This is a genomic window from Fibrobacter sp. UWT2, from assembly GCF_900142545.1.
Classification (GTDB): domain Bacteria; phylum Fibrobacterota; class Fibrobacteria; order Fibrobacterales; family Fibrobacteraceae; genus Fibrobacter.
The window spans coordinates 135,818-159,640 of the sequence record NZ_FRBF01000006.1; the positions used below are offsets into that span (position 1 = coordinate 135,818).

General features: G+C 50.4%; 13 protein-coding genes and 1 pseudogene. 12 read left to right on the forward strand and 2 right to left on the reverse strand.

Features of this window, described 5'->3' with window-relative positions:
- The first annotated feature begins 1 nt into the window (after window position 1).
- From BUA40_RS06055 to BUA40_RS06065, 3 genes are all read left to right on the forward strand, one after another.
- The gene (locus BUA40_RS06055; protein ID WP_072799532.1) at window positions 2–2,740 is read left to right on the forward strand and encodes a TIGR02171 family lipoprotein; all 2,739 of its coding nucleotides are present in this window, start codon (window positions 2–4) and stop codon (window positions 2,738–2,740) included.
- A 65-nt stretch (window positions 2,741–2,805) separates the two neighbouring features.
- Window positions 2,806–5,610, forward strand: a complete 2,805-nt coding sequence (locus BUA40_RS06060) for a TIGR02171 family lipoprotein (RefSeq protein ID WP_072799534.1) — start codon at window positions 2,806–2,808, stop codon at window positions 5,608–5,610.
- The gene (locus BUA40_RS06065) at window positions 5,607–7,082 is read left to right on the forward strand and encodes a hypothetical protein (protein WP_255369226.1); all 1,476 of its coding nucleotides are present in this window, start codon (window positions 5,607–5,609) and stop codon (window positions 7,080–7,082) included. The genes BUA40_RS06060 and BUA40_RS06065 overlap by 4 nt, the downstream gene beginning before the upstream one ends.
- A 54-nt stretch (window positions 7,083–7,136) precedes the next feature.
- Here BUA40_RS06065 and BUA40_RS06070 read toward each other — a convergent pair whose 3' ends face one another.
- A complete protein-coding gene (locus tag BUA40_RS06070; protein WP_083585307.1) occupies window positions 7,137–8,624 on the reverse strand; it encodes a glycoside hydrolase family 5 protein in 1,488 nt (495 codons plus the stop codon).
- Window positions 8,625–8,832: 208 nt separating this feature from the next.
- Between BUA40_RS06070 and BUA40_RS06075 the strand changes: the two genes are divergently transcribed.
- Both BUA40_RS06075 and BUA40_RS06080 read left to right on the forward strand, forming a co-directional pair.
- Window positions 8,833–10,281 (forward strand): glycosyl hydrolase family 8, encoded by a 1,449-nt coding sequence (locus BUA40_RS06075; protein WP_072799538.1) that lies wholly within the window; start codon window positions 8,833–8,835, stop codon window positions 10,279–10,281.
- A 77-nt stretch (window positions 10,282–10,358) separates the two neighbouring features.
- Entirely contained in the window at window positions 10,359–11,564 is a 1,206-nt protein-coding gene (locus BUA40_RS06080) for a PD40 domain-containing protein (RefSeq protein WP_072799541.1), read from the forward strand.
- Between the two features lie 56 nt (window positions 11,565–11,620).
- Here BUA40_RS06080 and BUA40_RS06085 read toward each other — a convergent pair whose 3' ends face one another.
- Window positions 11,621–12,385 (reverse strand): TrmH family RNA methyltransferase, encoded by a 765-nt coding sequence (locus BUA40_RS06085; RefSeq protein WP_255369227.1) that lies wholly within the window; start codon window positions 12,383–12,385, stop codon window positions 11,621–11,623.
- A gap of 25 nt (window positions 12,386–12,410) precedes the next feature.
- Between BUA40_RS06085 and BUA40_RS06090 the strand changes: the two genes are divergently transcribed.
- The 7 genes and pseudogenes from BUA40_RS06090 to BUA40_RS14550 all read left to right on the forward strand — a co-directional run bounded on the left by BUA40_RS06090 (window position 12,411) and on the right by BUA40_RS14550 (window position 23,726).
- Window positions 12,411–15,092, forward strand: coding sequence for a TIGR02171 family lipoprotein (locus tag BUA40_RS06090; protein ID WP_255369228.1), 2,682 nt, complete (start codon window positions 12,411–12,413; stop codon window positions 15,090–15,092).
- 36 nt (window positions 15,093–15,128) lie between these two features.
- Window positions 15,129–15,932, forward strand: a complete 804-nt coding sequence (gene surE, locus BUA40_RS06095) for a 5'/3'-nucleotidase SurE (RefSeq protein ID WP_072799545.1) — start codon at window positions 15,129–15,131, stop codon at window positions 15,930–15,932.
- Window positions 15,933–15,942: 10 nt separating this feature from the next.
- Window positions 15,943–18,645 carry a DNA gyrase subunit A gene (gene gyrA / locus BUA40_RS06100; protein ID WP_072799547.1) on the forward strand — a complete coding sequence of 901 codons (2,703 nt, stop codon included), beginning with the start codon at window positions 15,943–15,945 and terminating at the stop codon, window positions 18,643–18,645.
- Window positions 18,646–18,796: 151 nt separating this feature from the next.
- Window positions 18,797–20,689 (forward strand): glycoside hydrolase family 11 protein, encoded by a 1,893-nt coding sequence (locus tag BUA40_RS06105; RefSeq protein WP_072799549.1) that lies wholly within the window; start codon window positions 18,797–18,799, stop codon window positions 20,687–20,689.
- A 260-nt stretch (window positions 20,690–20,949) separates the two neighbouring features.
- Window positions 20,950–22,227, forward strand: a pseudogene (locus BUA40_RS14900) (glycoside hydrolase family 11 protein); the annotation flags it as partial.
- Window positions 22,228–22,668: 441 nt separating this feature from the next.
- Complete coding sequence (gene rfbD, locus BUA40_RS06120; protein WP_072799551.1) at window positions 22,669–23,583, forward strand: dTDP-4-dehydrorhamnose reductase; 915 nt, start codon at window positions 22,669–22,671, stop codon at window positions 23,581–23,583.
- 2 nt (window positions 23,584–23,585) lie between these two features.
- Entirely contained in the window at window positions 23,586–23,726 is a 141-nt protein-coding gene (locus BUA40_RS14550) for a hypothetical protein (protein ID WP_012820363.1), read from the forward strand.
- Window positions 23,727–23,823: the final 97 nt, after the last annotated feature.

Here is a 23,823-nt window from a genome sequence, read left to right on the forward strand (position 1 = left end):
CATGAAACAAATTCTTTTTTGCATCACACTTTTGATGACGGCGTTCTTCGGAACGTCTTGCTCTAATTCGGAAAGTGTATCGTCATCTGGAGCTCCGGCGGAATTTAGCCAGGACACGCTTTCGGGCATGATTCGCGTTAAGGCGACAGACAAGAAAGTTTCCCTGGGCACGAACGAAGCTTCTGCGAAGGCGAATGAACGCCCGGTTATGCAGGTGAGCTTTGATTACGATTTTTCGATTGGTAAGCATGAAGTGACTTGCAGCGAGTTCAATGAACTGATGCCGTCTTCTACGGGGCTGACGCTTGCTTGCGAAAACGGTGATTTGCCGGCGGCCGATTTGACTTATTACGATGCGGTTCTATTTGCCAACGCTCGCAGCAAGGCCGAAAATCTCGATACGGCTTATACTTATGTCAACGCCTCTTTTGATGCTGAAAAGCATTGCACGAACTTGGAAGGTTTTGCCTATCATCCCGAGGTTGCAGGCTATCGCTTGCCGACAGAAGCTGAATGGATTTATGTGGCTTCGCTTGATTGGAATGTTAAAAAAGCGTGGCTCGCAGAAAATTCGGATTACCAGTCCCATGAAGTATGCTCCATCAAGGCGTCCGAAAATAGCCCCTGCGACATGATCGGTAACGTGATGGAATGGGTGAATGACTGGTTGGGCTATTTCCGCGATACGACGGTGCAGAATTATGTGGGTGCCCCTGATGCCAATGCCGTTGGGCAACGTGTGGTGAAGGGCGGAAGCTTCCGCAATGCCGAAAAATCCGTTACGCCGTATTCTCGCGGCGATGTGTATACGGTGACATCAGCCACTAGGGCCAACTATGTGGGCTTCCGTTTGGCTTATGGTGTTATTCCGAATGCGGTTTGGCTGAATTCTAGCGGAAACGCTGTTGTAAGCCGAATTGTGTCTTTGGTGAATTCTTCGACGATTCGTTCGCTGACGGGAACTTACCGCACAAAACTCGCTTTCCGTAACGATGTTTCTGGAAATCTTGCTTTTGTTGATTTTTCGGGCGGAACGAATTCGGTCGTTGAAATTAACGATACGCTCGAAGTATATCATCCCGAGATTTCTCCTAATGGCAAAAAGGTCGCCTTCTCTACGGGCTTTGAAGGTGTTGCTGGCAAGTCGGCGCTTTATGTTCGCGACTTGAATGCGAAGGGCTCGAACCTTGTCAAGCTTGAGGTAGAATCTGCCGCGATTCCCCGCTGGAGAATCCTTGAAAATGGCGATACGGTGATTGTCTATGTGACGGATGCCGGAAACAACAAAGATGAAGCTTCCTTTAAATCGGCTTCGACGTGGCAGGTCAAATTTGCGGACAACAAGTTCGGAACTCCGGAAAAACTCTTTGACGGAGCGTTCCATGGCGGCATTAGCGAAGACAATACGCTTGCTGTTACGGGTGCTAGACTTTTGCGGGCTCGCGTGGATGGCGAAAATGAAGTTTGGTACAATGGAGAACAGGCTTGCAACGCTTCTTTGTCTAAAGATAGCAGCAAGCGGACTTTGTTCCTCGATTTCGGCAGCAAGACCGGTCGCGCTTTTGTGGGTGCCAATTATGGAACTCATGAACGCCTTTTGGTCGCCGATGCCCAAGGAAACTTGATCCAGTCGGTGGCGGCACCGGCGGGATATTCCTTTGATCATAGCGAATGGGTTAGCGGCGGTAACGACTTGGTGGTTGCGACGCTTACAAACGCCGATGGCGCTCACAAGAAGATTGTCGCCGTGAACTTGGCAGATAGCTCTGTTATGGAACTGACGGAAGGTGATGAACTTTGGCACCCCTGTTTGTGGCAACAGAAGAACGCTTCGTCCGGCGAAGACGATTTCTTGAATTTGGATAGCGCCGGTGTTTACCTGTCTGAAAATCATGAAATCGAACAAGCCCGTTTCCGTATCAAGTTGGAACTTTTCTGGAAGAACCTTGATTCCATAAAGGTGTTCTTTGCGGGAAGTTCCCGAATGGAAATGGGGGTGTATCCTGACATTTATCCTGAATGGGGAATGTTCAATTTTGGCGTTACCGGCATTGACCCGAAGCGAGACTTCTACTTCGTGAAAAACTACGCCTTGAATCATTTGAAGAATTTGAAGGCGATTGCAGTTTCTATTGATTTGGACGGCTGGCGTGGCAATGAAAACCATCTGGGCTTGGTCTTGAGTTCGGGAGTGGGGTATGCTTACGACGCCAATCATGATTTCTGGAAGGATGGTCTGCCTGCCGGCTTTATCGAGGCGGTAGAAAATGGATTCCCCGCCGAAGAAGAGGAAGTCGTCAACTTCTCGCCGCGTGGAGGATTGCAGCCGCTTTCCAATGGCTGGACATTTAATGGAATTGAAATCCTTGCGGATTCCGTTTTTAAAGAAACAGAAATGTCCTATTTGAATGAGCGCATTGATGAATTGAAAGAAATTGTCAAGATTGCTTCGGAAAGAAATATTTATGTCATCGGAATTATGTTCCCGCAGGCTCCGCAGTACAAGAATACGGGAGCTTATGGCCTGTATGGCATGCAGAGAAGTGTGGTGAAAAAAATTATTGCCCAGTTGAATACCTATGCCGATGAAGAACCCTACTTTATTTTGATGGACGAAAATAAAATGGGGGATCATGATTATACGGACGATATGGCGCAAAACCGCGATCACTTGAGTTATGCGGGGGCGCAACAGATGACGGCTCGTGTTGAATCTCTATTGAGATCACTTAAATGGTGATAGCTCTCCTCATATTGCTTCCTTTTCTGATTTGCTCTTGCTCCAATTCAGAGCAGGAAGCCGATATGGTTGAGCCCCTTCCGATTGCAGAAGAAATTACTCCCGATACATTGTCCGTTGATTCCTTGAAAACGGATTCTCTTCCGAAAGACACCCTTCTAAAAGACACCCTTCCAGAGGATTCTATTCCCGAAGAAACTGTTCTTGCAGATTCGCTTCAAGAGGAAGTTGAAAAAGTCGATACTCTTGAAGGAATGTGGAGCGCCAAGGCGACTGGGGCTGTCGTTTCGCTGGGTACCGATGAAAATGTCCGCGCGATTGATCGCCCCCTGATGCAAGTGAAGTTGAATTATGACTTCTTTATTGGCCGTCACGAAGTTACCTGCGCTGAATTCAATGCCCTGATGAAATCGGCGACGGGTCTTTCGCTGGAATGCGAAGACGCAAATTTACCGGTGACGAACTTGACTTATTACGATGCGGTGCTTTTCGCCAATGCCCGCAGCAAGGCGGATAGCCTAGATACCGTCTATACTTATTCGTCTGCAAAATTTGACGATGAAAAACATTGTATAAGCCTCGAAGGCTTTGCGTTTCGCCCAGAGGTAAAGTCTTATCGCCTGCCCACCGAAGTGGAATGGGTATATGCGGCCCGCCAGAACTGGAACTTGCGAGAGGCTTGGACGGCCGAAAATTCAGGGTACAAATTGCACAATGTCTGTAGCAAGGCTGTTCCCAGTACGGCTGTTTGCGATATGGCCGGCAATGCCATGGAATGGGTGAATGATTGGTTGGGCTCATTCCAGAAAACGACGGTCAGTAATTATGTGGGCGCTCCCGATGGCGGTTTTCTGGGGCAACGCGTTGTAAAGGGAGGTTGCTATCGGAATGCGGCTTCGTCGATAACGCTGTACGGCCGCGGCGATGTCTATACGGTAACTTCTTCTACTCGGGCTGACTATGTTGGCTTTCGCTTGGCCTACGGGGCAATACCTGATGCCGTATGGATGGGCGACAATGGTAAGGCTGCATCTAGCAGAATCATTCTCCTTGCGAATTCTTCGACGCTGGAAAGCTTGACAGGTACCTTCAAGGCGAAGCTTGCTTTCCGCAACGACATTTCGGGGAACTTGGCTTATGTGGATTATTCTAGCGGCGTACAGTCGGTGGTTGAAATCGAAGACAGTATCGAAGTGTTTCATCCGGAGATTTCTCCTGACGGCAACCATGTCGCGTTCTGCACCGGTTTAGAGGGCCTTTCTGGAAAGTCTTCTCTCTATGTTCGCGATTTAGATGCGACGGGTTCTCATCTAGTAAAGCTTGATGTCGAAAGTGCGGCTATTCCGCGCTGGCGGATTCTTGAAAGCGGCGATACTGCCATTGTGTATGTGACGGACGCTGGTAACAATAAAGATGAATCTGCATTTCACACGGCGTCTACCTGGCAGGTGGTTTTTGCAAACGGCCAGTTCGGAGTTCCGCAGAAACTTTTCGATGGCGCTTATCATGGGGGCGTTAGCAAGGACGGTAATCTTGCTGTAACGGGTGCTCGACTTCTTCGGGCGAATGTCTCTGGCCAAGAGTCGGTGTGGTACAATGGGGAACAGGCCTGCAATGTTTCCTTGGCGAAAGATGGTAGCAAACGTACCTTGTTCCTGGATTTTGCAAGTAAGTCTGGCCGCGACTTTGTCGGCAAACGATACGGCACTCACGAACGATTGCTTGTGGCCGATAGTACGGGAAAGCTGGTGCAGTCTGTAGGAGCTCCGAACGGGTTTACCTTTGACCATAGCGAATGGGCTGGAGACCTCAATTTGGCCGTAGCAACTCTTGCCGATGCCAACGGGGCTCATCGCATGATTACTCTGATGAACCTGTCCGACAGCAGCTTTGTGGAACTTGCCGAGGGTGATGAACCCTGGCATCCGAGTCTGTGGGTGAAACCCAAAGAATCACCTGTGAATTCGGGTTTGGACTTGGATAGTGCTGGTGTTTATATGTATCCCGATGATGATATGGGTTCCATTTTGATGCGCTATAATATGGAACTTTTGTGGCGCTATCGTGATACGGCGAATGTTGCCATTTTAGGTTCTTCTCGTCCGTTAAATTCGTTGTCGCCGAGTCATTTGTCTCCGGAATTTTTTGCCATTAATCTTGCGCATATCCCAAATTCCATTTACTCATCTCGCGATTATCTAAAAAAATATCTCTTGGCTCATCTGAAAAAATTGAAGTATCTCGTTGTGTCGTTGGATATTGATTTTTGGTGGAAGATTGCTGGCGAATATAGCGATAATTTCTTTGAGGTGACTTATAAAAAATACCCAGGATATGTATATGACGAAAATCATGGATATTGGAGTGACGGTTACCCTGAAGGCTTGCTGCAATGCACGCATAATTCCATTTCTGTAGCGGATAGCAAGCCGTTCTTGCAAGATCGTGGACGCTATACGAATTCTTATTGCGTCGCGTGGGGGGATCCTCCTGAATTTTCAGTAGATTCAACTTATTTCGATGACAAGATTTATTTGATCAAAGATTGTCTTTCTGCATTAAAAGAAATAATAGAATTGGCTCAAGAACGAGGCATTTACGTTGTGGGGATGATTTTCCCTCAAAATCCGAGGTATAAGGAATCTGGAGCCTTTGGCCGTTACGGAATGCGTCGAAGTATGGCGATGTCCTTGATTGAACAGTTCCAAAAGTACGAGACAGAGTATTCCAACTTTAGATTTTTTGATGAAAATAAAATGGGCGATCACGATTATTCGGATGATGAAGCTTTAGATACCGATCATTTGTGTTACAAAGCTGCCCCTAAAATTACCTCACGACTGGATTCGTTGCTGAAAACCTTGGAATGATAATAGCTGTTTTTGTCATACTGCTTGCGATTTTCCCGCTGACCGATACCGACATCTGGTGGCATTTGGCTTGTGCACGCGAGTGGGTGACAACATGGACTCCCGTCCGCACGCCTGTTGTGAATGTGCATGAATACTTTCAGCTGGTGGTAGGCTTTATCTATGGCTTAGGTGGTGCTCCGCTCTTGGTGGCCTTCAAGGCCTTTTTATGGGGCGTAGTTTTCGCCCTGTTCCTCCGCCCCCGTCATGCCGCACGTCATGCTGAACGTCACCCTGAACTTGTTTCAGGGTCAGCATCAGCTTTTCCTGCCCTAACCATTATTCTTCTTTTCATTTTCCGCTACCAGTTTGAGATGCGCCCGGTGCTTTTTTCTCTGTTGTTCCTCGGCGTTTATTGGAATGTGCTTCCGTGGCTAGCTAAAGAATGGCGCGAATCTCGGTTCAGCGTAAAGCTGATGGCTTGCACTGTGTTAATTCTTGCGATTCAGTGGCTTTGGTGCAAGTGCCAGGGACTTTATATCTTGGGCCCGATTTTTGCAACATTAGTATTATGCGCCAATTTACTTGAATCTAAAAAGCATCGTGCGCTCCGTGTGAAATTTGCCTGGCCACAAGTGGCTTTTATTTTGCTTCTTTGGTTGATGCCGTTTTTGCATCGAGAAGGTTTGGCCTTGTTCCTGTATCCGTTTGGCCTGCTGGATCGTTTGCTTGGCCTTACGCCTTCTGCTGCAGTATTTGCAAGTCAAATCGCCGAGAACCGTTCTCCCATAACGCTTTTGGTGGCGGGGGAGAACAGGATCGTTTCGGCGGCAATGATTGTGCTGAGCTTTGCAGGAATGGGACTTGCTGCTTGGCGATTGTATAAGGCTCGCAGGCCCGATGTCTTGAATGTGACATTATTGGTAATGGCGAGTCTCGCCCTTATTGCCGAACGAAACTTTGTGCTGTTCTTGCCGGTGTTTTTGGCAATGTTGCCTACATTCTCAAAGCAACCGAAGGTTGCGACCTCATCCCTCATTCCTCGCGTCCATCTTCCTACTGTCTACTGCCTACTTCCTACCTTTTTCATTCTCGGTCTCTGGGCTCGTTCCCTTTCGGCTTACGATTATTCTATGGTCGCCTACCAGCGTGTACCTGTGCAAGCCGCAGAATGGATGGCGAAACACCCCCATTCGGGCAAGCTGTTTAACGACGACCGTGCCGGCGGTTACTTGGCGCTAATGAACCCGGCCGATTCCATTTACATTGATGGCCGATTCATCCTTAAAACGGCTGATTTCTTTGAGCGGTATCTAGATTACGCCAAAGATCCTGCCTTGTTTATGCGTGACGCTGATTCCTTAAGCATTGACCGCGCCTTATTCCCGCTGCAGTACTACGCTCGTTGGGATGAACTGATGCTCGCCCTTAATCAAGATTCCCGCTGGCATCTGGTTTACCGCGACGAATACTTCGTTGTGTTTGATAGATAAAAAAAGGTCCGACCCGAAGGTCGGACCTCTCATCTCTCTCTCGTTTGATTGGATTTACTTAATCTGGAAGGCGCGAACCATATTGGTTGTCTTGTCGTGGATTCGTGCGAAGTACTTGCCGGCAGGGAACTTGGCGAGCGAAAGCGAACCACTCACGTTGTCGATTGCCATAATCTTATTGCCCATCATGCTGTAAACTTCAACAGTCATGGGGGCTCCTGCGATATGCAATGCGTTGTCCGAGAAGCTCACGTTGAAGTTCACGCTAGCCTTTGCGAAAATCGGGACTTCGTTGCCACCTTGGTTGTTGTTTCCGTTGTTGTTACCTTGATTGTTGTTCCCGTTCTGATTATTGTTGCCGCCGTTTTGGTTGTTATTTTCGCCGTTATTATTGTTTTCGTTTTGATTCTGATTATTGTTGCCGTCGCCCTGGCTTTGATTGTTGTTGTTGACAGCGCACTTGGTGTAGCTGGCGGGGTTGGTAGAAAGGTAGCCCTTCACCAGGTTGCCAGAGGTCGTGTACTGGAGCGAAGTCTTGGTAGAGGAACCTTCAAATGCGGCGGTACCTTCGCTGATCTTGGATGCAGACCAGTTTGCCCAAGAAAGCTGATACTTGTTCACGTATTCCTGCCAGCTCTGGTTGCGGCCCTGGTCCGGATTTCCGGCACCGCTTGCATCAGCCGTGCCCCATTCCGAAATGAACACGGAGAGCCCTGCTTTGATCGCCTTTTCACCCTTGACGCCTTCGCTTTCGCCGCCCCAACTGTAATTGCCTGCCCAGTTGTGGCTGTTGGCGTAGTAGTGCAAGGTGTAAGCGGTATTTTTCTTGGGATCGTTCACTTCGTTGCCGATAGCGTCAGACGGGTTCTGGTCCCAAGAGGGGTTGCCCACGAGTACCAGGTTGTCGGAATACTGGCGAATGACTTCGATCACTTGGTTTGCGTAGTTCTTGACATCGCTCCAAGGAATCTGCTGTGGTTCGTTATAGACTTCGAAAATCACGTTGTCGTACTTACCGTATGTCTCGGCCATTTCTTTAAAGAAATTCTTGGCCGCATCGGTCTGCTTGTGGGCTTCGTGGGAATGCCAGTCAATAATCACGTAAATGTCGTTCTTGATAGCGGCTTCGACGACGGTCTTGACAAATTGCTTCTGGTGTTCGGAGTCAATGGCGTAACCCTTGAGCTGGATTCCGTTCCATTCTCCCTTCCAGTCTTCGTTGCCGGTAGCCATGGCGGCGCGCACGATCTGGATTTTCATGTCGTTCACCATGGTGGAGATGCCTTCTTCGCTCCAGAATTCCAGTGCCTGGGGCATCAAGCTCCAGTAAAGGCTCATACCGCGCACCTGAACTTCGGCACCATCTTTAACACCTTCGCAGCTGCCGTAAATGCGGCCTTGTCCCTGCGAGTTCTTGCCGGTCATCAGCTGGCCATATTGGCTAACGGGGCCAACGCGGGTGGGGGTGATATCTTGGGCGGTGGCAAGCGTTGCGCACAGTGCCAAAGATGCCAATAGTGCGGATATGGATAAAGTTTTCATAGAACATCCCTCTTTTTTACCGAAAATAGGTTTTAAAGGGCTAAAACGGGAAAAATCGGAACCTATTTCTGTTTACAGCTGTGTAACAGGCGAAAACGGGCTTTTTTGCGGCTTTAAAGCGTGATTTTAAGCACTTGGTATAAAAATAAAAGTTGTTTTTTTGCAAAAATCCATTATCTTTGAGGTTAGAGTAAAAAGGAGTATATATATGGGATGTAAAGTTTGGACCGCGTCCTTGGCTTTGGCGTTTGGTCTTTCGCAGGCGACGGTGAATTTCCCGTTCCCCCAGATGTCCAATTACGGTGGAAATGCCACTTTGTTGAGTGACAAGGTTGCCGCTTCGGAACAGTTGAAAAAGCAGTTCCTGTACTGGAAACAGGCCATGTACAACGAATCGGGCGATATTGCGGGCATTCGTTCGGACCCCGGTTCCGATGCGTATTTTTCGGAAGGTGTCGGTTACGGCATGCTTCTGATGGTGTATTTTAGTGACAACACGACCAGTTACCAGGCTGAATTCGACAAGATTTGGAATTTCTACAAGAAGTTCCAGAACGAAAACGGACTCATGATCTGGAAAATCGGTAACCTTTCGGAATCTTGGGATGCGGGTAACGGTGCTGCTCTCGATGGCGATATCGATGCCGCTGCCGCCCTTGTGATGGCTTACTACCAGTTTGGCGACGAAAAGTACAAGGAAGACGCCAAAAAACTCATTCAGGCCATGAAGAAGTCCGAGTTCGAAAGCAACGGCTTGCACATGCCGGGCGACAAGTGGGGCGATGCCGCATTCAACCGCAAGAATCCTGGCTACTTCGACCCGGCTTACATGCCCTTGTTTGCCGCAATCGATGAAGAAAATGCCGAATTCTGGAGTAAGACGGCCTACGATGCGAACATGAAGTTGTATGAATCGAGCTCTGACGAAGTCAAGACGGGCTTGGTGGACGACTGGACCGACAAGAACGGCAAGAGCGAAGACGACTATTACAGCTACGATGCCTCGCGCGCCCCGTGGCGTAATGCGAAGGCTGTTTGCTGGCATGGCGACCAGCGTGCACTCGCTATCGACAAGAAGATGGCTGAGTTCGTGTCAACGGTGAACGCTTCTAGCATGAGTGGCCCCGTGCTTCGTTCTTCGGGTAGCCTCGGCAATGACCACAACAGTACGTTCGTGACATCTTTGATGACCGCACTCATTTCGGATTCCAAGTACCAAGCCAAGCTTGATGAATACTGGAAAGAAGCGGTGGCACTCGGCGACGAGAACTACTTTAACCAGTCTCTCAAGCTCTTGAACGGCCTCTTGGTTTCGGGTAACATGCCGAACCTCATGAACGCAAGTTCTAATCCGAATCCGGAGAGCTCCAGTTCCGTAAACCCGGAATCGAGTTCCAGTTCGCCGGCAGGCATTGTCGATAACAGAGTGGCTGCTGCTCCTAGAATTTCGCTGCAGGGCCGTACGCTCCAGGTTCACTTTGATGGCTCTGCACGCGTCGATGTGTTCAATGTGACGGGCAATGCCGTTAAGACTCTTTGGAATGACCGTGTGGCCGGAAGCAAGACTTTGGACCTCCAGGGAATCCCCGCGGGAGTCTATGTCATTCGCGCCCAGACGAAAAATGCGACCGTGATGCAAAAAATCAGCTTGCAATAAAGCGGTATTTTGTTGATTCTTGCGAAAAACGCAGGTGCCCGTTGGGTGCTTGCGTTTTTTTTTCGTATCTTTAGGGTATGAATAAGTTTGTGAAGTTTTGTGCCTGTGCCGCTTTTGGCGTGACCTCCGTTTTTGCCCAGCAGGGCGCTCCGACGGGTGCCGCCGTTGATCCTACTGCCGATGAACAAAAGGCTCTTTCTGCCCTCAAGGGAAAACTTGAAGGTGCAATCGTGTGGGCGACTAGCCGCGCGAATAGCCATCACGACATTTGGATTATGAATGCCGACGGTACGAATGCCCGCGCTCTTACGCAGGGTGACAACGTGGACTGGTTCCCGCGCATTTCGCCGGATGGCTCGACGGTACTGTTTAACCGCAGCAAGGGCGGCTGGGTTCCCGAAAACGACGCGAACTACCCGGAAAAGTGGGACCTTTGGATGGTCGACATCTCGGGCGAGAATGCCCGCAAGGTGGTCGACAACGCTACGTGGGGCACCTGGAGGCCCGACGGCAAGTCTATCGTCTTTAGCCGTGCAGGCAAGGTCTTTACCATGGATCTCGCTTCTAAGACCGAAAAGATGATTCTCGATGGCGACAAGGCTTTCAACAAGTCCGGCGTGATTCTGCAGGAACCGAACATGAGTCCCGATGGCAAGCACTTGGCCATTACGCTCCGCGGCTCTATGCGCGAAACGGGCGTGTGGGATTTGGAAAAATCCGTGTGGACCAAGTCCGGTGACGGTTGCCAGATCGACTGGAACTTTGACGGCTCCAAGCTTTACCGCGTGAATCCGACGGGTAACGGTGGTACCGCTGCTCCGAGCGAAATCCTCTGGTTCAGCGCCAAGGACGGTAAGCAGATTGAAAAGGTGGGCTTCTTCGGCATTCCGAAAAACGTGAAGCTGATGGACTTGCCTGGCCGCCGCAGTCATGAATATTTCCCGCGTCTTTCTCCGGATGGCAAGTGGCTCGTTTGGGGTGCAACTGACAAGGGCCACGACCACGACTTGTTCGACTACGAATTGTACATCTGGAAGATTGGCGAACCGGTGGAATCGGCAACGCGTATTACCTACCACAGCGGCAATGACCGCTGGCCGGACATTTGGCTTGGCAAGGTTCCTGTAAAGGAAACGGTGGCTGACAAGGTCGCTTCTCAGGTGAAGGACGCTGTTAACGGTGCTGCAAATGCAATTCAGTCCGGCATTAGCGAAGCCAAGATGGACGAACTCATCAAGGCCATTGATCGCTTGACCGACGCTGTAAAGTCTCTGGCAAAATAGTAGGCAGTAGACGGTAGACAGTAGGAAGGATTTTAAGACTGTTTACTTCTAACTTCCTACTTCGAACTGTTATCAGAACGAATCTTAAAGCACATAATGGCGTAGGCGCCGGCGACATTCATGCTCGCCTTGCGGCCAGCCATCGGGATTGTCACCTTCATTGTCGCTTCCGCCATCAGCTCGGGAGCGATTCCTAATTCTTCGTTGCCGAGAATGATGAGCCCCTTTGCGGGCCATTTGACGTCATTGATGCTAGGAATATCTTCGCCGGTTTCAAGAGCGATGATCTCGTAGCCGTTTTCCTTGTGCCACTTGACGCAATCGAATGGCGATTCCCAACGCTTGATCGGAATCCATTCCTGGCAGCCGCGGGCGGCACTCTTGACCGTCACGTGGTCAGGCCCGCAACTGTAACCGCTCAGGTGGACTCCTTCGAGTCCGAAGCAGTCCGTGCTGCGGATGATGGAACCGACGTTAAAGGCGCTGCGCAAGTTGTGCACGAGTACGGCGAACGGAAGCGGAGCTTCGTTTGCAACTTCGCGGTCCCCCGGTTCCTGCTCCAGGTAAACGTCACGTTCGAACCCGAGTCCCGCACGAGTACGGAAGGTCTTGTACAAGTCGATCATCTGGGCTTGATTCTTGCCGGTAAGACGCTCGCTTTCGGGGAGTTTCATCCATTCGGCGTAGGTCTCGAATTCACGCTTGGCGCGGGGGACATCGTCGCCCAATTGAAGGATGATGACGCGCAAAAGTTCGGCCATGCGCTTGGCCTTGGAAGTGTCTTTAGTGGCCAGAAATTTTTTCTCGGAAAACATGACCATAATGTAGAAAATGTATATTGTGAATGTGAAGAATATTGTTTGCTTATTGTCTGTTCTTTTCTTTTGCCTTTGGGGCGTAGGCTGCTCCAATTCGGAATCGCTTTCTTCCGCTCAAGAAAATTCAATGCAAGATGTCCTTGCGCAGAAAGGCTTTGTGCTTGTCCAGGCAAGCGGTAATCCGGTGACGCTCGGAACAGACGACGAATCGGCTTCGGTGAAGGACCACCCTTCGATGGTTGCTAGCTTCGATTACGATTTCTGGATCGGCAAGCATGAGGTGACTTGCGGCGAGATGGGGCTGGACTGCGATGATTCCTTGCCGGCAACGGATGTGACTTATTTTGATGCGGTCTTGTACGCGAATAAATTGAGCAAGGCAGAAGGCTTCGATACCGCCTATACTTATTCGAAGGCGACATTTGACGAAAACGGAGCCTGTACGGGACTAGAGGATTTGCTTTTCTGGTCGTCCAAGGAGGCGTTCCGTTTGCCGACAGAAGCGGAATGGTCGTATGTGGCAAATCAAGGTTGGAATCCTGACGATTCCTGGAATTCGAATAACTCCAATTTCAAGCTTCATAAAGTTTGCTCGTCGTATGTAGATGAACTTGGCTTGTGCGATATGGCCGGAAATGCGAAGGAATGGGTCGAAGATGCGCTTGTGCCGTTCGTTTCCATGGAAATTCTTGACTATATCGGCGTGCAAGGGAATAGCCTGTTGGATGAACGCGTTGTAAAGGGCGGAAGCTATCGTGACGGCCCTTCCGATATGAAAATTTTCAAGCGCGGCGATATCTATACGGTTACCTCGTCATCGAAGGCGGATTATATCGGCTTTAGGCTTGCGTTTGGCGCTATCCTGAATCCCGGCAAGCTTGATAATGAAGGCCACATGAACAGTGCGGCGGTCTCGATTCTGGCACAGTCTAAAGATGTGAATCACTTTAATGCGGGCCTCCGTTCGAAACTCGTGTTCCGTAACGATGTGACCCATTCGCTGACGTATCTGTATTACCCGGCTGTCGGTGCGCCGATAACGGCGAACTTGAATTTTGGCATTTCCGCTTACCATCCGGATATTTCTCCTGATGGAAATTGGCTTGCGTTCTGCACGGGGCTAGAAGGTGTCTCTGGACAATCGAAGGTGTATGCGTATCCGCTTGATGGAGGCAACCTTGTGGAATTGAATGTGGAACAAGCGGCAATTCCGCGGTGGCGCGTGCTTCCGGGCGGCGATACCGTATTGGTGTATGTGACGAATGCTGGCAACAACAAGATTGATTCGACCTTCTTTGCCTCTAGCACTTGGCAGGTGAAGTTCGCGAATGGCAAGTTCGGTACTCCTGAAAAACTTTTTGATGGCGCTTATCATGGTGGCGTTTCCGAAAACGACGAATTGGCTGTGACGGGTGCAAGGCTGTTGCGCTCTCGCGTTAAAGGCGAAGATGGAATTTGGTACAATGGTGAACAGGCTTGCAATGTGTCCTTGAGCAGGGGAGGCGCAAATCGCACCTTGTTCCTTGATTTTGCAAGCAAGACCGGGAAGGCTTTTGTTGGAAGTACTTACGGCGTGCATGAACGTGCCTTTGTGGCAGATAGTGATGGCAAAATGGTGCTGTCTGTCGCTGCTCCGGAAGGCTATGCATTCGACCATACGGAATGGGTGCTTGGCTCGGATTCCGTGTTCGTGGCAACGCTGACAAATGCAAATGGCGCTCACAAGAAAGTGGTCTTGGTAAATGCGTACACGGGAGAAATCCTCGACCTTGCCGAAGGTGATGAACTTTGGCATCCGGTAATGTGGCGCGATATTGCAGGTCGCGATTCCCTTGATCCGCTGCTGGATTTGGACAGTGCCGGTGTTTACTATACTGCAGGCGCTCCATTCTTTGTACTTGAATTGCGTGTGCAGATGGAAAACTTCTGGAAAATGCGCGACTCTGTCACGGCAGTTGCTCTCGGGAGTTCACGTACGATGTATGGTGTTCATGCTCCGTGGGTGAAATCGCAGAAACTGTTGAATATGGCTTTTTCTTCGGGTGACATTTATGGAATCGATTACCTTGCCCGAAATTACGTCTTGCAACATCTGCCGAAACTCAAGTATCTTGTACTGGAAACATCGATCGACTTTTTGTGGGTGAATGAGACCGCATCTTGGCAAATCGTATTCGGAAGTGTCCCGGGTTACCGCTACGATGAATCACATGATTTCTGGAAAGACGGCGTGCCGAAGGGCCTTGAAAAACTGGTAAGCGATGTTCCTAAGCCGCAGTCCGAAATGACAAGCCCCGCCAAGTTAGGGGAGTTCCTATTGCCTACAAATGGGTGGGGCTCGCCGAACGTGATGCACGATACGACATTTATGCGCGCTACGGATCCGATCGTGGTGACCAATCTGGAAAAGTACAGAAACCTGGTGGAATTGGCCAAGAGCCAGGGCGTGACGGTGGTGTTCTTGATTCCTCCGCAGAACCCGGAATACGCCAAGACGGGATCGTTCGGAATCTATGGTGCTCTTCGCTCCGATGTGCAGAAAATTATAGACGAACTTTCGTCGATGGGGGCGGTCGTTTTTGATGAAAATAACATGGGAAAACACGCCTATACAGACGACATGGCATTCAATGAGGACCACCTGAGTAAGAAGGGTGCGGAAAGGCTTTCTGCACGTCTCGATTCGCTGTTTGTTGACCTCGAAAAATAGCCCGTTTTTCGTTATTTTTTCTATCTTTTATCTTACATGTTAGAAGACCAAAAAACACGCGTTCTCATCGCAAACGATGATGGGATAAAAAGCGGCTATATGCTGGCTTTGGCGTGTGCCCTTGCACCTATCGCAGAAGTGTATGTTTTTGCACCCGATGAGGAACAGAGTGGGGTCTCTCACGCCTTTACGGTACGTAAGGCTTTATCCGTCAAAAAAGTGGATGTAGACGCAGCTGTAGAAGCCTATTCTATGTCCGGAACTCCGGCCGATTGTGTGAAGTTTGCATTGGGTCATTTTGCCATGCATGGGCTTACTACCGAGGGGGCCGGTCCGGGTGCTTTTGACGTGTGTTTTTCGGGCGTCAATCTCGGCGAAAATTCCGGCGTGTCGTCGCTCTATTCGGGAACGGTCGCTGGTGCTCGCGAAGCAGCCCTTTGGGGAGTGCCGGGCATTGCTCTTTCGCTCCGTGGCACAACCGCAAATATGCTCGAAACTGCAAAGGAATTTGCAGTGAAGGTGGTGAAGGAACGCCTGTTCGAACGGATTCCTGTAGGTGTTTTCTGGAACGTGAATTTTCCAAAGGCTACCGCCGAAACCTTCAAGGGGTTCAAGGCGACCAAGATGGCTCTCGGAATGTTTACGGACCACTATACCCACGAAGGGAACATGTGGCAGCTGGACGGCGATAAACTGTGGGACGAACAGCCCAAGGATAGTGATGACTATCTGTTGAACCAGGGCTATGCGACGATTACGCCCCATCGCATCGACCAGACCGACGAAGAAAGTTTAAATGAGATAAACGAAATGCTGGTGGAAACACCGGTGGATAATTAGAGGAAAAAGAATGTCAGAAGAATTGGTACCAGGTTCGCAAATCAGGTCCTTGATTGAAAAGGACATGCAGGATTGCTACTTGCGCTATTCCATGAGCGTGATTGTTGCGCGTGCCTTGCCTGATGCGCGTGATGGCTTTAAGCCGGTGCACCGCCGTGTGATGTACAGTATGCACAAGTTGGGCGTGGTGCCCAACAAGCCGACGGTGAAGTCTGCCCGTATCGTGGGTGACGTGATCGGTAAATACCACCCGCATGGCGACTCTGCCGTGTACGAAACCTTGGTGCGTATGGCGCAGGACTTCTCGCTGCGCTACCCGCTGGTGTTCGGTCAGGGTAACTTCGGTTCTATCGACGGCGACGGCGCTGCTGCAATGCGTTATACCGAAGCCAAGATGAACAACATGGGTGCCCTCATGCTCGAAGATCTTGAAAAAGATACCGTCGACATGGGTCCGAACTTCGACGAATCTTTGGAAGAACCGAAGGTGCTGCCTTCCGCTCTCCCGAACATGCTGGTGAACGGTACTACCGGTATTGCCGTGGGTATGGCGACCTCGATGGCTCCGCACAACCTCCGCGAAATTGCAAATGCAATCCATGCAGTGGCTGAAAATCCGGATATCTCCGGCGAAGACCTTTTGCAGTATGTGTCCGGTCCGGACTTCCCGACCGGCGGCGTGATTTGTGGCCGCGCTGGCATCCGTGATGCATACCTCACGGGTCATGGCCGCGTGCGTGTGCGTGCCCGCACTGAAATCGATGTAGATAGCCGTGGCAAACCGCGCATCTTGGTCTCTGAAATTCCTTACATGGTCAACAAGGCCGAACTCTGTAAGAAGATTGCAGAACTCGTGAAGGACAAGCGCGTCGACGGCATTACCGACATCCGCGATGAATCTAGCCGCGAAGGTATGCGCATCGTGATTGAAATGCGCAAGGATGTGGTCGCCGAAGTCGTATTGAATAATTTGTTCAAAAATACACAGCTGCAGACGACGTTCAGCATCTATAACCTCGCTCTCGTCAACAACCTGCCGAAGCTCCTGACCCTCAAGGACCTCATCCAGGTTTACGTGGATCACCGCTTGGAAGTGATTACGCGTTCTACGCAGTTTGACTTGAACAAGGCCGAAGCTCGCCTCCACATTATCGAAGGCCTGCGCATTGCAACGCAGAATATCGACGAAGTGGTGCAGATTATCAAGTCGAGCCCGACGACCGAAGCCGCAAAGACTGCTTTGCAGGATCGCTTCAACCTGGACGACATTCAGTCCCAGGCTATCGTGGACATGCGTCTTGCTCAGCTCACGGGCTTGAACTTGGAAAAGTTGGAAAACGAATACAACGAACTCGTTGCAACCGTTGCCGACTTGAAGGATATTTTGGAAAAGCGCGAACGCCGCGTGAAGATCATGCTCGACCGCCTCGATGCCATCGTGGACAAGTGTGGCGATGACCGCCGTACTTCTATCGAAGACGCTGTCGATGACTACGATTACGAAGACCTGATTGCCGAAGAAGAACAGGTGATTACGCTCAGCCGCGAAGGCTACATCAAGCGTTTGCCGATCGATACCTTCAAGGCTCAGAACCGTGGCGGCAAGGGCATTATCGGTGCTACTCTCAAGGAAGAAGACAACGTCGAACAGATCTTTACCGCAAGCACGCACAGCTACTTGCTGGTGTTCACGAACAAGGGTCGTGCTTACTGGACCAAGGTTTACCGCTTGCCCGAAGGCACTCGCAACGGCAAGGGCCGCCCGATTATCAACTTCATCGGTCTTACCGAAGGCGAAAAGGTGCAGGCGATTGTGCCGGTGCGTAAGTTCGGTGGCTACTTCTGCCTCGTATTTGCAACCAAGAAGGGTGTCATCAACAAGATGGACCTCACGTTGTTCAGCCGCCCGCGTAAGGCCGGCGTGAACGCCATCAGCCTCGACGAAGACGATGAATTGGTGAAGGTCCAGCTCGTGGGTATGTCTGCCGAAGACTTCAAGGCTAGCGAAGCCGCCGAAGGCGACGAAGTAGATGCCGAAGCCGAAACACAGGCTGCCGAGGCCGCCATCGCCGAGGAATCCGAAGACGCCGAAGATATCGAAGGTCGTCCGATTCCGAAGGACTTGCTGATGCTTGCGACCAAGAACGGTCAGGCCGTGACCTTCCCGATCAGCTGCTTCCGCGCCATGGGCCGCGGCACGCACGGCGTGAAGGGCATTACCTTGGCCGAAGGCGACGAAGTGATTTCTCTGTTGTGGCTCAAGGCCGGCAACAAGATTGTGACCATTACCGAAAACGGCTACGGCAAGCGCAGCGAACCTTCTACCTACCGCATTACTCGCCGCGGTAGCAAGGGCGTGCGCAACTTGAATGTGACCGACAAGGTGGGCGCCGCCGTGTTCGTGGAAAGCGTCGCTGACGACTACGACTTGATCATTACCAGCCGCGAAGGCCAGGTGATTCGTATCAAGGCCGCCGATATCCGCCTCACGGGCCGTAACGCCCAGGGCGTCAAGGCGATTAGCCTGCGCGAAGGCGATGTTGTGCAAGATGCTACCGCACTTCCGAGTGTCGAAGATATCGAACAGGATAGCGCCGAGGCGAAGGAAACCTTCGACAAGGTGGAAGGCGTCGAAGTTGATGACGATTCTGTCGAAAAGATCGAAGACAAGCCGGAACAGCAGATTGGAGTTCCTTCTTCTGACGAAGAATAGCTTCAAATTCCGCTAAATTACGCCGGATTCGGCATTTTGTAAATCTTTTGCCGTTGTTTCTCGGAACAACGGCATTTCTTATATATAAAGTCTGAATCGTTTTGTATGGATATAATTTTAATCCTAGGGAATATTTTGATAGGAGTCTAAAATGAAAATTCCATTCAAATCGGGTGTCAAAGTCGGGGTGGCTTTGACTTTGTGTGCAACTTCAGGGGCTTTTGCTCAGGATTTCTGTAGCAATGCTCAACATTCCGGTCAGAAAGTGACGATTACCTCGAACCAGACTGGTAAAATCGGCGATATCGGTTACGAGCTCTGGGACGAAAACGGTCATGGCGGTAGTGCAACTTTCTATAGCGACGGTTCCATGGACTGCACTATCACGGGAGCCAAGGACTATCTTTGCCGTGCGGGCCTTTCTCTTGGCAGTAACAAGACTTACAAGGAACTTGGTGGCGATATGATTGCCGAGTTCAAGCTTGTGAAGAGCGGTGCGAGTAATGTGGGTTACTCCTATATCGGCATTTATGGCTGGATGGAACAAGTTTCCGGTGCTCCGAGCAACCTGGTTGAATACTATGTGATTGACAATACTCTCGCCAATGACATGCCGGGTAGCTGGATTGGTAATGAAAGAAAAGGGACCATTACGGTTGATGGTGGTACCTATACCGTTTATCGTAATACTCGTACCGGTCCTGCAATTAAGACCTCCGGCAACGTGCAGTTCTATCAGTATTTCAGCGTCCGCGACAAACCGCGCGATTGTGGTACCATCAATATTTCCGAGCACATGAGACAGTGGGAAAAGATGGGCATGACCATGGGTAAGCTCTACGAAGCCAAGGTACTTGGTGAAGCTGGCAACGTCAATGGTCAGGTTAATGGCGGCCATATGGATTTCCCGCATGCCAAGGTGTATATTTCTAACGGTGATACACCGAAGTCCAGTGCTTCTGTTGCCAAGTCAAGTTCTTCGACTGCGGTTGCAAAGTCCAGTTCTTCTAACGGAGGCTCGAATGTTTCGGGCACAATTGACGCCTGTAAGGATAAGATGGGTCACGAAGGCTCTAGCAAGACGACTCAGGGTCAAAACAACTCCAGTGTGACGGGTAATGTCGGTAGCTCTCCTTACCACTATGAAATCTGGTACCAGGGTGGCAACAACTCCATGACCTTCTATGACAACGGTACGTACAAGGCCAGCTGGAACGGCACTAACGACTTCCTTGCTCGCGTTGGCTTCAAGTACAACGAAGACAAGTCTTACAGTGACCTCGGTCCTATTGATGCTTACTTCAACTGGAGCAAGCAGGGTAGCGCCGGTGGTTATAACTATATCGGTATCTATGGTTGGACGGTTGATCCGCTCGTAGAATACTACATCGTGGATGACTGGTTCAATAAGCCGGGTGCAAACCTCCTTGGCCAGAGAAAGGGTGAATTCACGGTTGACGGTGATACCTACGAAATTTGGCAGAACACTCGTGTAAACAAGCCCTCCATTAAGGGGGATCAGACTTTCCCGCAGTTCTTCAGCGTTCGTAAGAGTGCTCGTTCTTGCGGCCATATCGACATCACGGCTCACTTCAAGAAGTGGGAAGAACTCGGTATGAAGATGGGTAAGATGTATGAAGCCAAGGTGCTCGTTGAAGCCGGCGGCGGTTCGGGTTCCTTCGACGTTTCTTACTTCAGGATGACCGACAAGAAGCATCCTCTTGAAACTCCGGCTGAATCTAGTTCTTCTGAAACTCCGAAGTCCAGCTCCAGCAAGGACGAAAAGAAGTCCAGTTCCTCGGGACATCATAGTTTTGGAGACCGTAGCAGTAGCAGCACCGATGCAATTCTTACGGAAATCCCGAGAATGCAGCTCATGAGTGGCTCTTTCCAGGTGCTCGATATGCAGGGCCGTTACCTGGGTACCGTGGAAATGCAGGCCGGCAGCAATATGAAGGATGTGCTGTTCGCCAAGTTCCACAAGCCGGGTGTGTACATGGTCAAGCAGGGTAATTACTTGAACACGGTTAGGGTCAACCGCTAAGAGTTTCCACAATTTTCAGGAAAATCCCGGAAAATACTCCAAATTTTGTGGAAAAAGGCGCCTCACACGATGTTGTGGGGCGTTTTTTTGCGATAGAAAATTTGGCTTTTAACCTTGAAAAAGGGCTTTTTTGTGTAAAAATTGTGAATTCGGTGTTGTTTTTTACAACAACGCCATTTATATGGGGGCTATTCCAAATTGGACTAAATGGATATAACTTTGGAGTAGAGGTAAAACGGGATTTTCTTAAGGAGTATATTATGAAAACCAATCTTTTAGTTAAAACGGGCTTGGTGCTTGCCTTTGGGCTTGCAACCAGTGCTTTCGCACAGACTGAAAGTTTCTGCAGCACCGCTGCACACTCGGGTCAGTCTGTGAAGGTCTCTTCGAACAAGACCGGTCAAATCGGTGATATCGGTTACGAACTTTGGGACGAAAACGGCTATGGTGGTGATGCAACCTTCTATAGCGACGGTTCCATGGAATGTAACATTTCCGGTGCTAAGGACTATCTCTGCCGCGCGGGTCTTTCCCTCGGCAGTAACAAGACCTACGATCAGCTTGATGGTGACATGATTGCCGAATTTAAGCTCATCAAGAACAATGCACAGAATGTGGGTTATTCCTACATCGGTATTTACGGCTGGATGGAAGGCGTTCCCGGAACGGCTAGCCAGTTGGTGGAATACTACGTGATTGACAATACCCTCGCCAATGATATGCCGGGTAGCTGGATTGGTAACGAAAGAAAGGGTACTATTAATGTTGACGGCGGTACCTATACGGTTTATCGTAACACTCGTACGGGTCCGGCTATTAAGAACTCCGGTAACGTCACGTTCTATCAGTATTTCAGCGTGCGTACTTCTCCGCGCGATTGCGGTACCATCAATATTTCCGAACACATGAGACAGTGGGAAAAGATGGGCCTGACCATGGGTAAGCTTTACGAAGCCAAGGTGCTCGGTGAAGCTGGTAACGTGAATGGTGAAGTTCGCAGCGGTCACATGGACTTCCCGCATGCTAGGGTTTATGTGGGTTCCTATGTTCCGCCTGAACCGCCGAAGCCGATCGAACGCAAGGCGTTTGGTGGTACCCCGGCTTCTATTCCGGGCACCATCGAAGCCGAAAACTTTGACGAAGGTAACCAGGATTCTACTTACGGTGGCTCTAGTGTTCCGAGCACTGCAGAAGGCATTGATGCATCCTATCGTGGCTCTGATTACAGCAATATCGGTATTGTTTCTAGCGGTACTGGCAAGGTTCTCGGTTACACGACTGCTGACCAGTGGATGGAATATACTGTGAATGTTGCTGAAGATGGCGAATACGATATTGTGGCTTCTGTTTCGAATGGTTCCGGTGCTGGCAAGTTGAACCTCGCTATCGATGGCAAGCAGATAGCTTCGCTCTCCTTCACGGGTACAAGCAACGATTGGGATGCCTATGAAGACGCTACCGGTAAGGCTACGCTCACCAAGGGTCAGCATGTTCTTCGCATCACGATTGCCAACGACAACACCAACGTTGACTACGTGAAGTTCAGCAAGGAAGGTGGTGAACCGCTGGCTATCGCAGCCGATCTTCGCTTGAACGCTGCTGGAAAGACCTACCAGGTGTTTGACATGCAGGGTCGCGCGCTCGGCAAGGTTGAAGTTGCCGCTGGTGCTTCCATCGCTGACGCTCTCTTTGCTAAGTTCCAGCAGACCGGTGTCTACATGGTCAAGCAGGGTAGCAAGCTGACTCAGGTGCGTGTGACTCGCTAATACTTAACATCCAAATGCTCCTATATTGTGGATGAAAGGCGCCCCGCGAATGCGGGGTGTTTTTTGTCATGCTGAGGACACTCAGCATCGGCATCGTTTGCCTACTGTCATGCTGACGAAAGTCAGCATCAGCATTGTTTGCTTACTGTCATGCTGACGAAAGTCAGCATCAGCATTTCATAAATACTATATTTCTCCCCGAGGTTTATACGTATGAAATTCTTTGTGACAGGTGTTGGTGGCCAGCTGGGCCATGATGTAATGAATGAACTTGCAAAGCGCGGCCACACGGGCGTTGGTTCCGACATGGCGCCTGCCTATAGCGGTGTCGCCGACGGTTCTGCCGTCACGACCATGCCGTATGTGCAGCTCGACATTACAGATTCTGCCGCGGTCGACAAGGCTCTTTCTGAAATCAAGCCCGATGCAGTGATTCACTGCGCCGCATGGACTGCAGTCGATATGGCCGAAGACGATGCCAACGTGGCGAAGGTTCGCGCGGTCAACGCCGGCGGTACCCAGAACATCGCCAACGCCTGCAAAAAGCTCGGCTGCAAGATGACCTACATCAGCACCGACTACGTGTTCAACGGTCAGGGCACGGAACCCTGGCTGCCCGACTGCAAGGATTACAAACCTCTCAACGTTTACGGCCAGACCAAACTCGAAGGCGAACTCGCCGTCGCCAATACGCTTGATAAGTACTTCATCGTGCGAATCGCTTGGGTGTTCGGCCTGAATGGCAAGAATTTTATCAAGACCATGCTGAACGTGGGTAAGACTCACGATACCGTGCGCGTGGTGAATGACCAAATTGGCACGCCGACCTATACGCTCGACCTTTCGCGTTTGCTCATCGACATGAACGAAACCGAAAAGTACGGCTATTACCATGCCACCAACGAAGGCGGATTCATTAGCTGGTATGACTTTACTTGCGAAATTTACAAGCAGGCAGGTCTCTCTACCAAGGTGTTGCCGGTAACCACAGCCGAATATGGCTTGAGCAAGGCCGCGCGCCCGTTCAACAGCCGCCTCGACAAGAGCAAACTCGTTGCAAACGGTTTCAAACCGCTCCCGACGTGGCAAGATGCCCTCGCTCGCTACCTCAAGGAAATCGGAGGCTAACGATGGAAGAAAAGAAAACTTACCGCGAAGTCATGCCGGGCGAGCTCCCGTGCGAAGTGCCGGAATGTGACGGCGTGATGGTCGTTGATCCCGATAACAGCTACAAGCTGACCTGCGACAAGTGCGGACACATAAAGGAGTGAGCACGCTCCTTATCGTCGCTTTGAGCAATGAGGTCGCTTCGCTCTGGGCGAATCATACAGAAATTATTTTAAACCTCAAAGGGAGCCTTTGGCGACC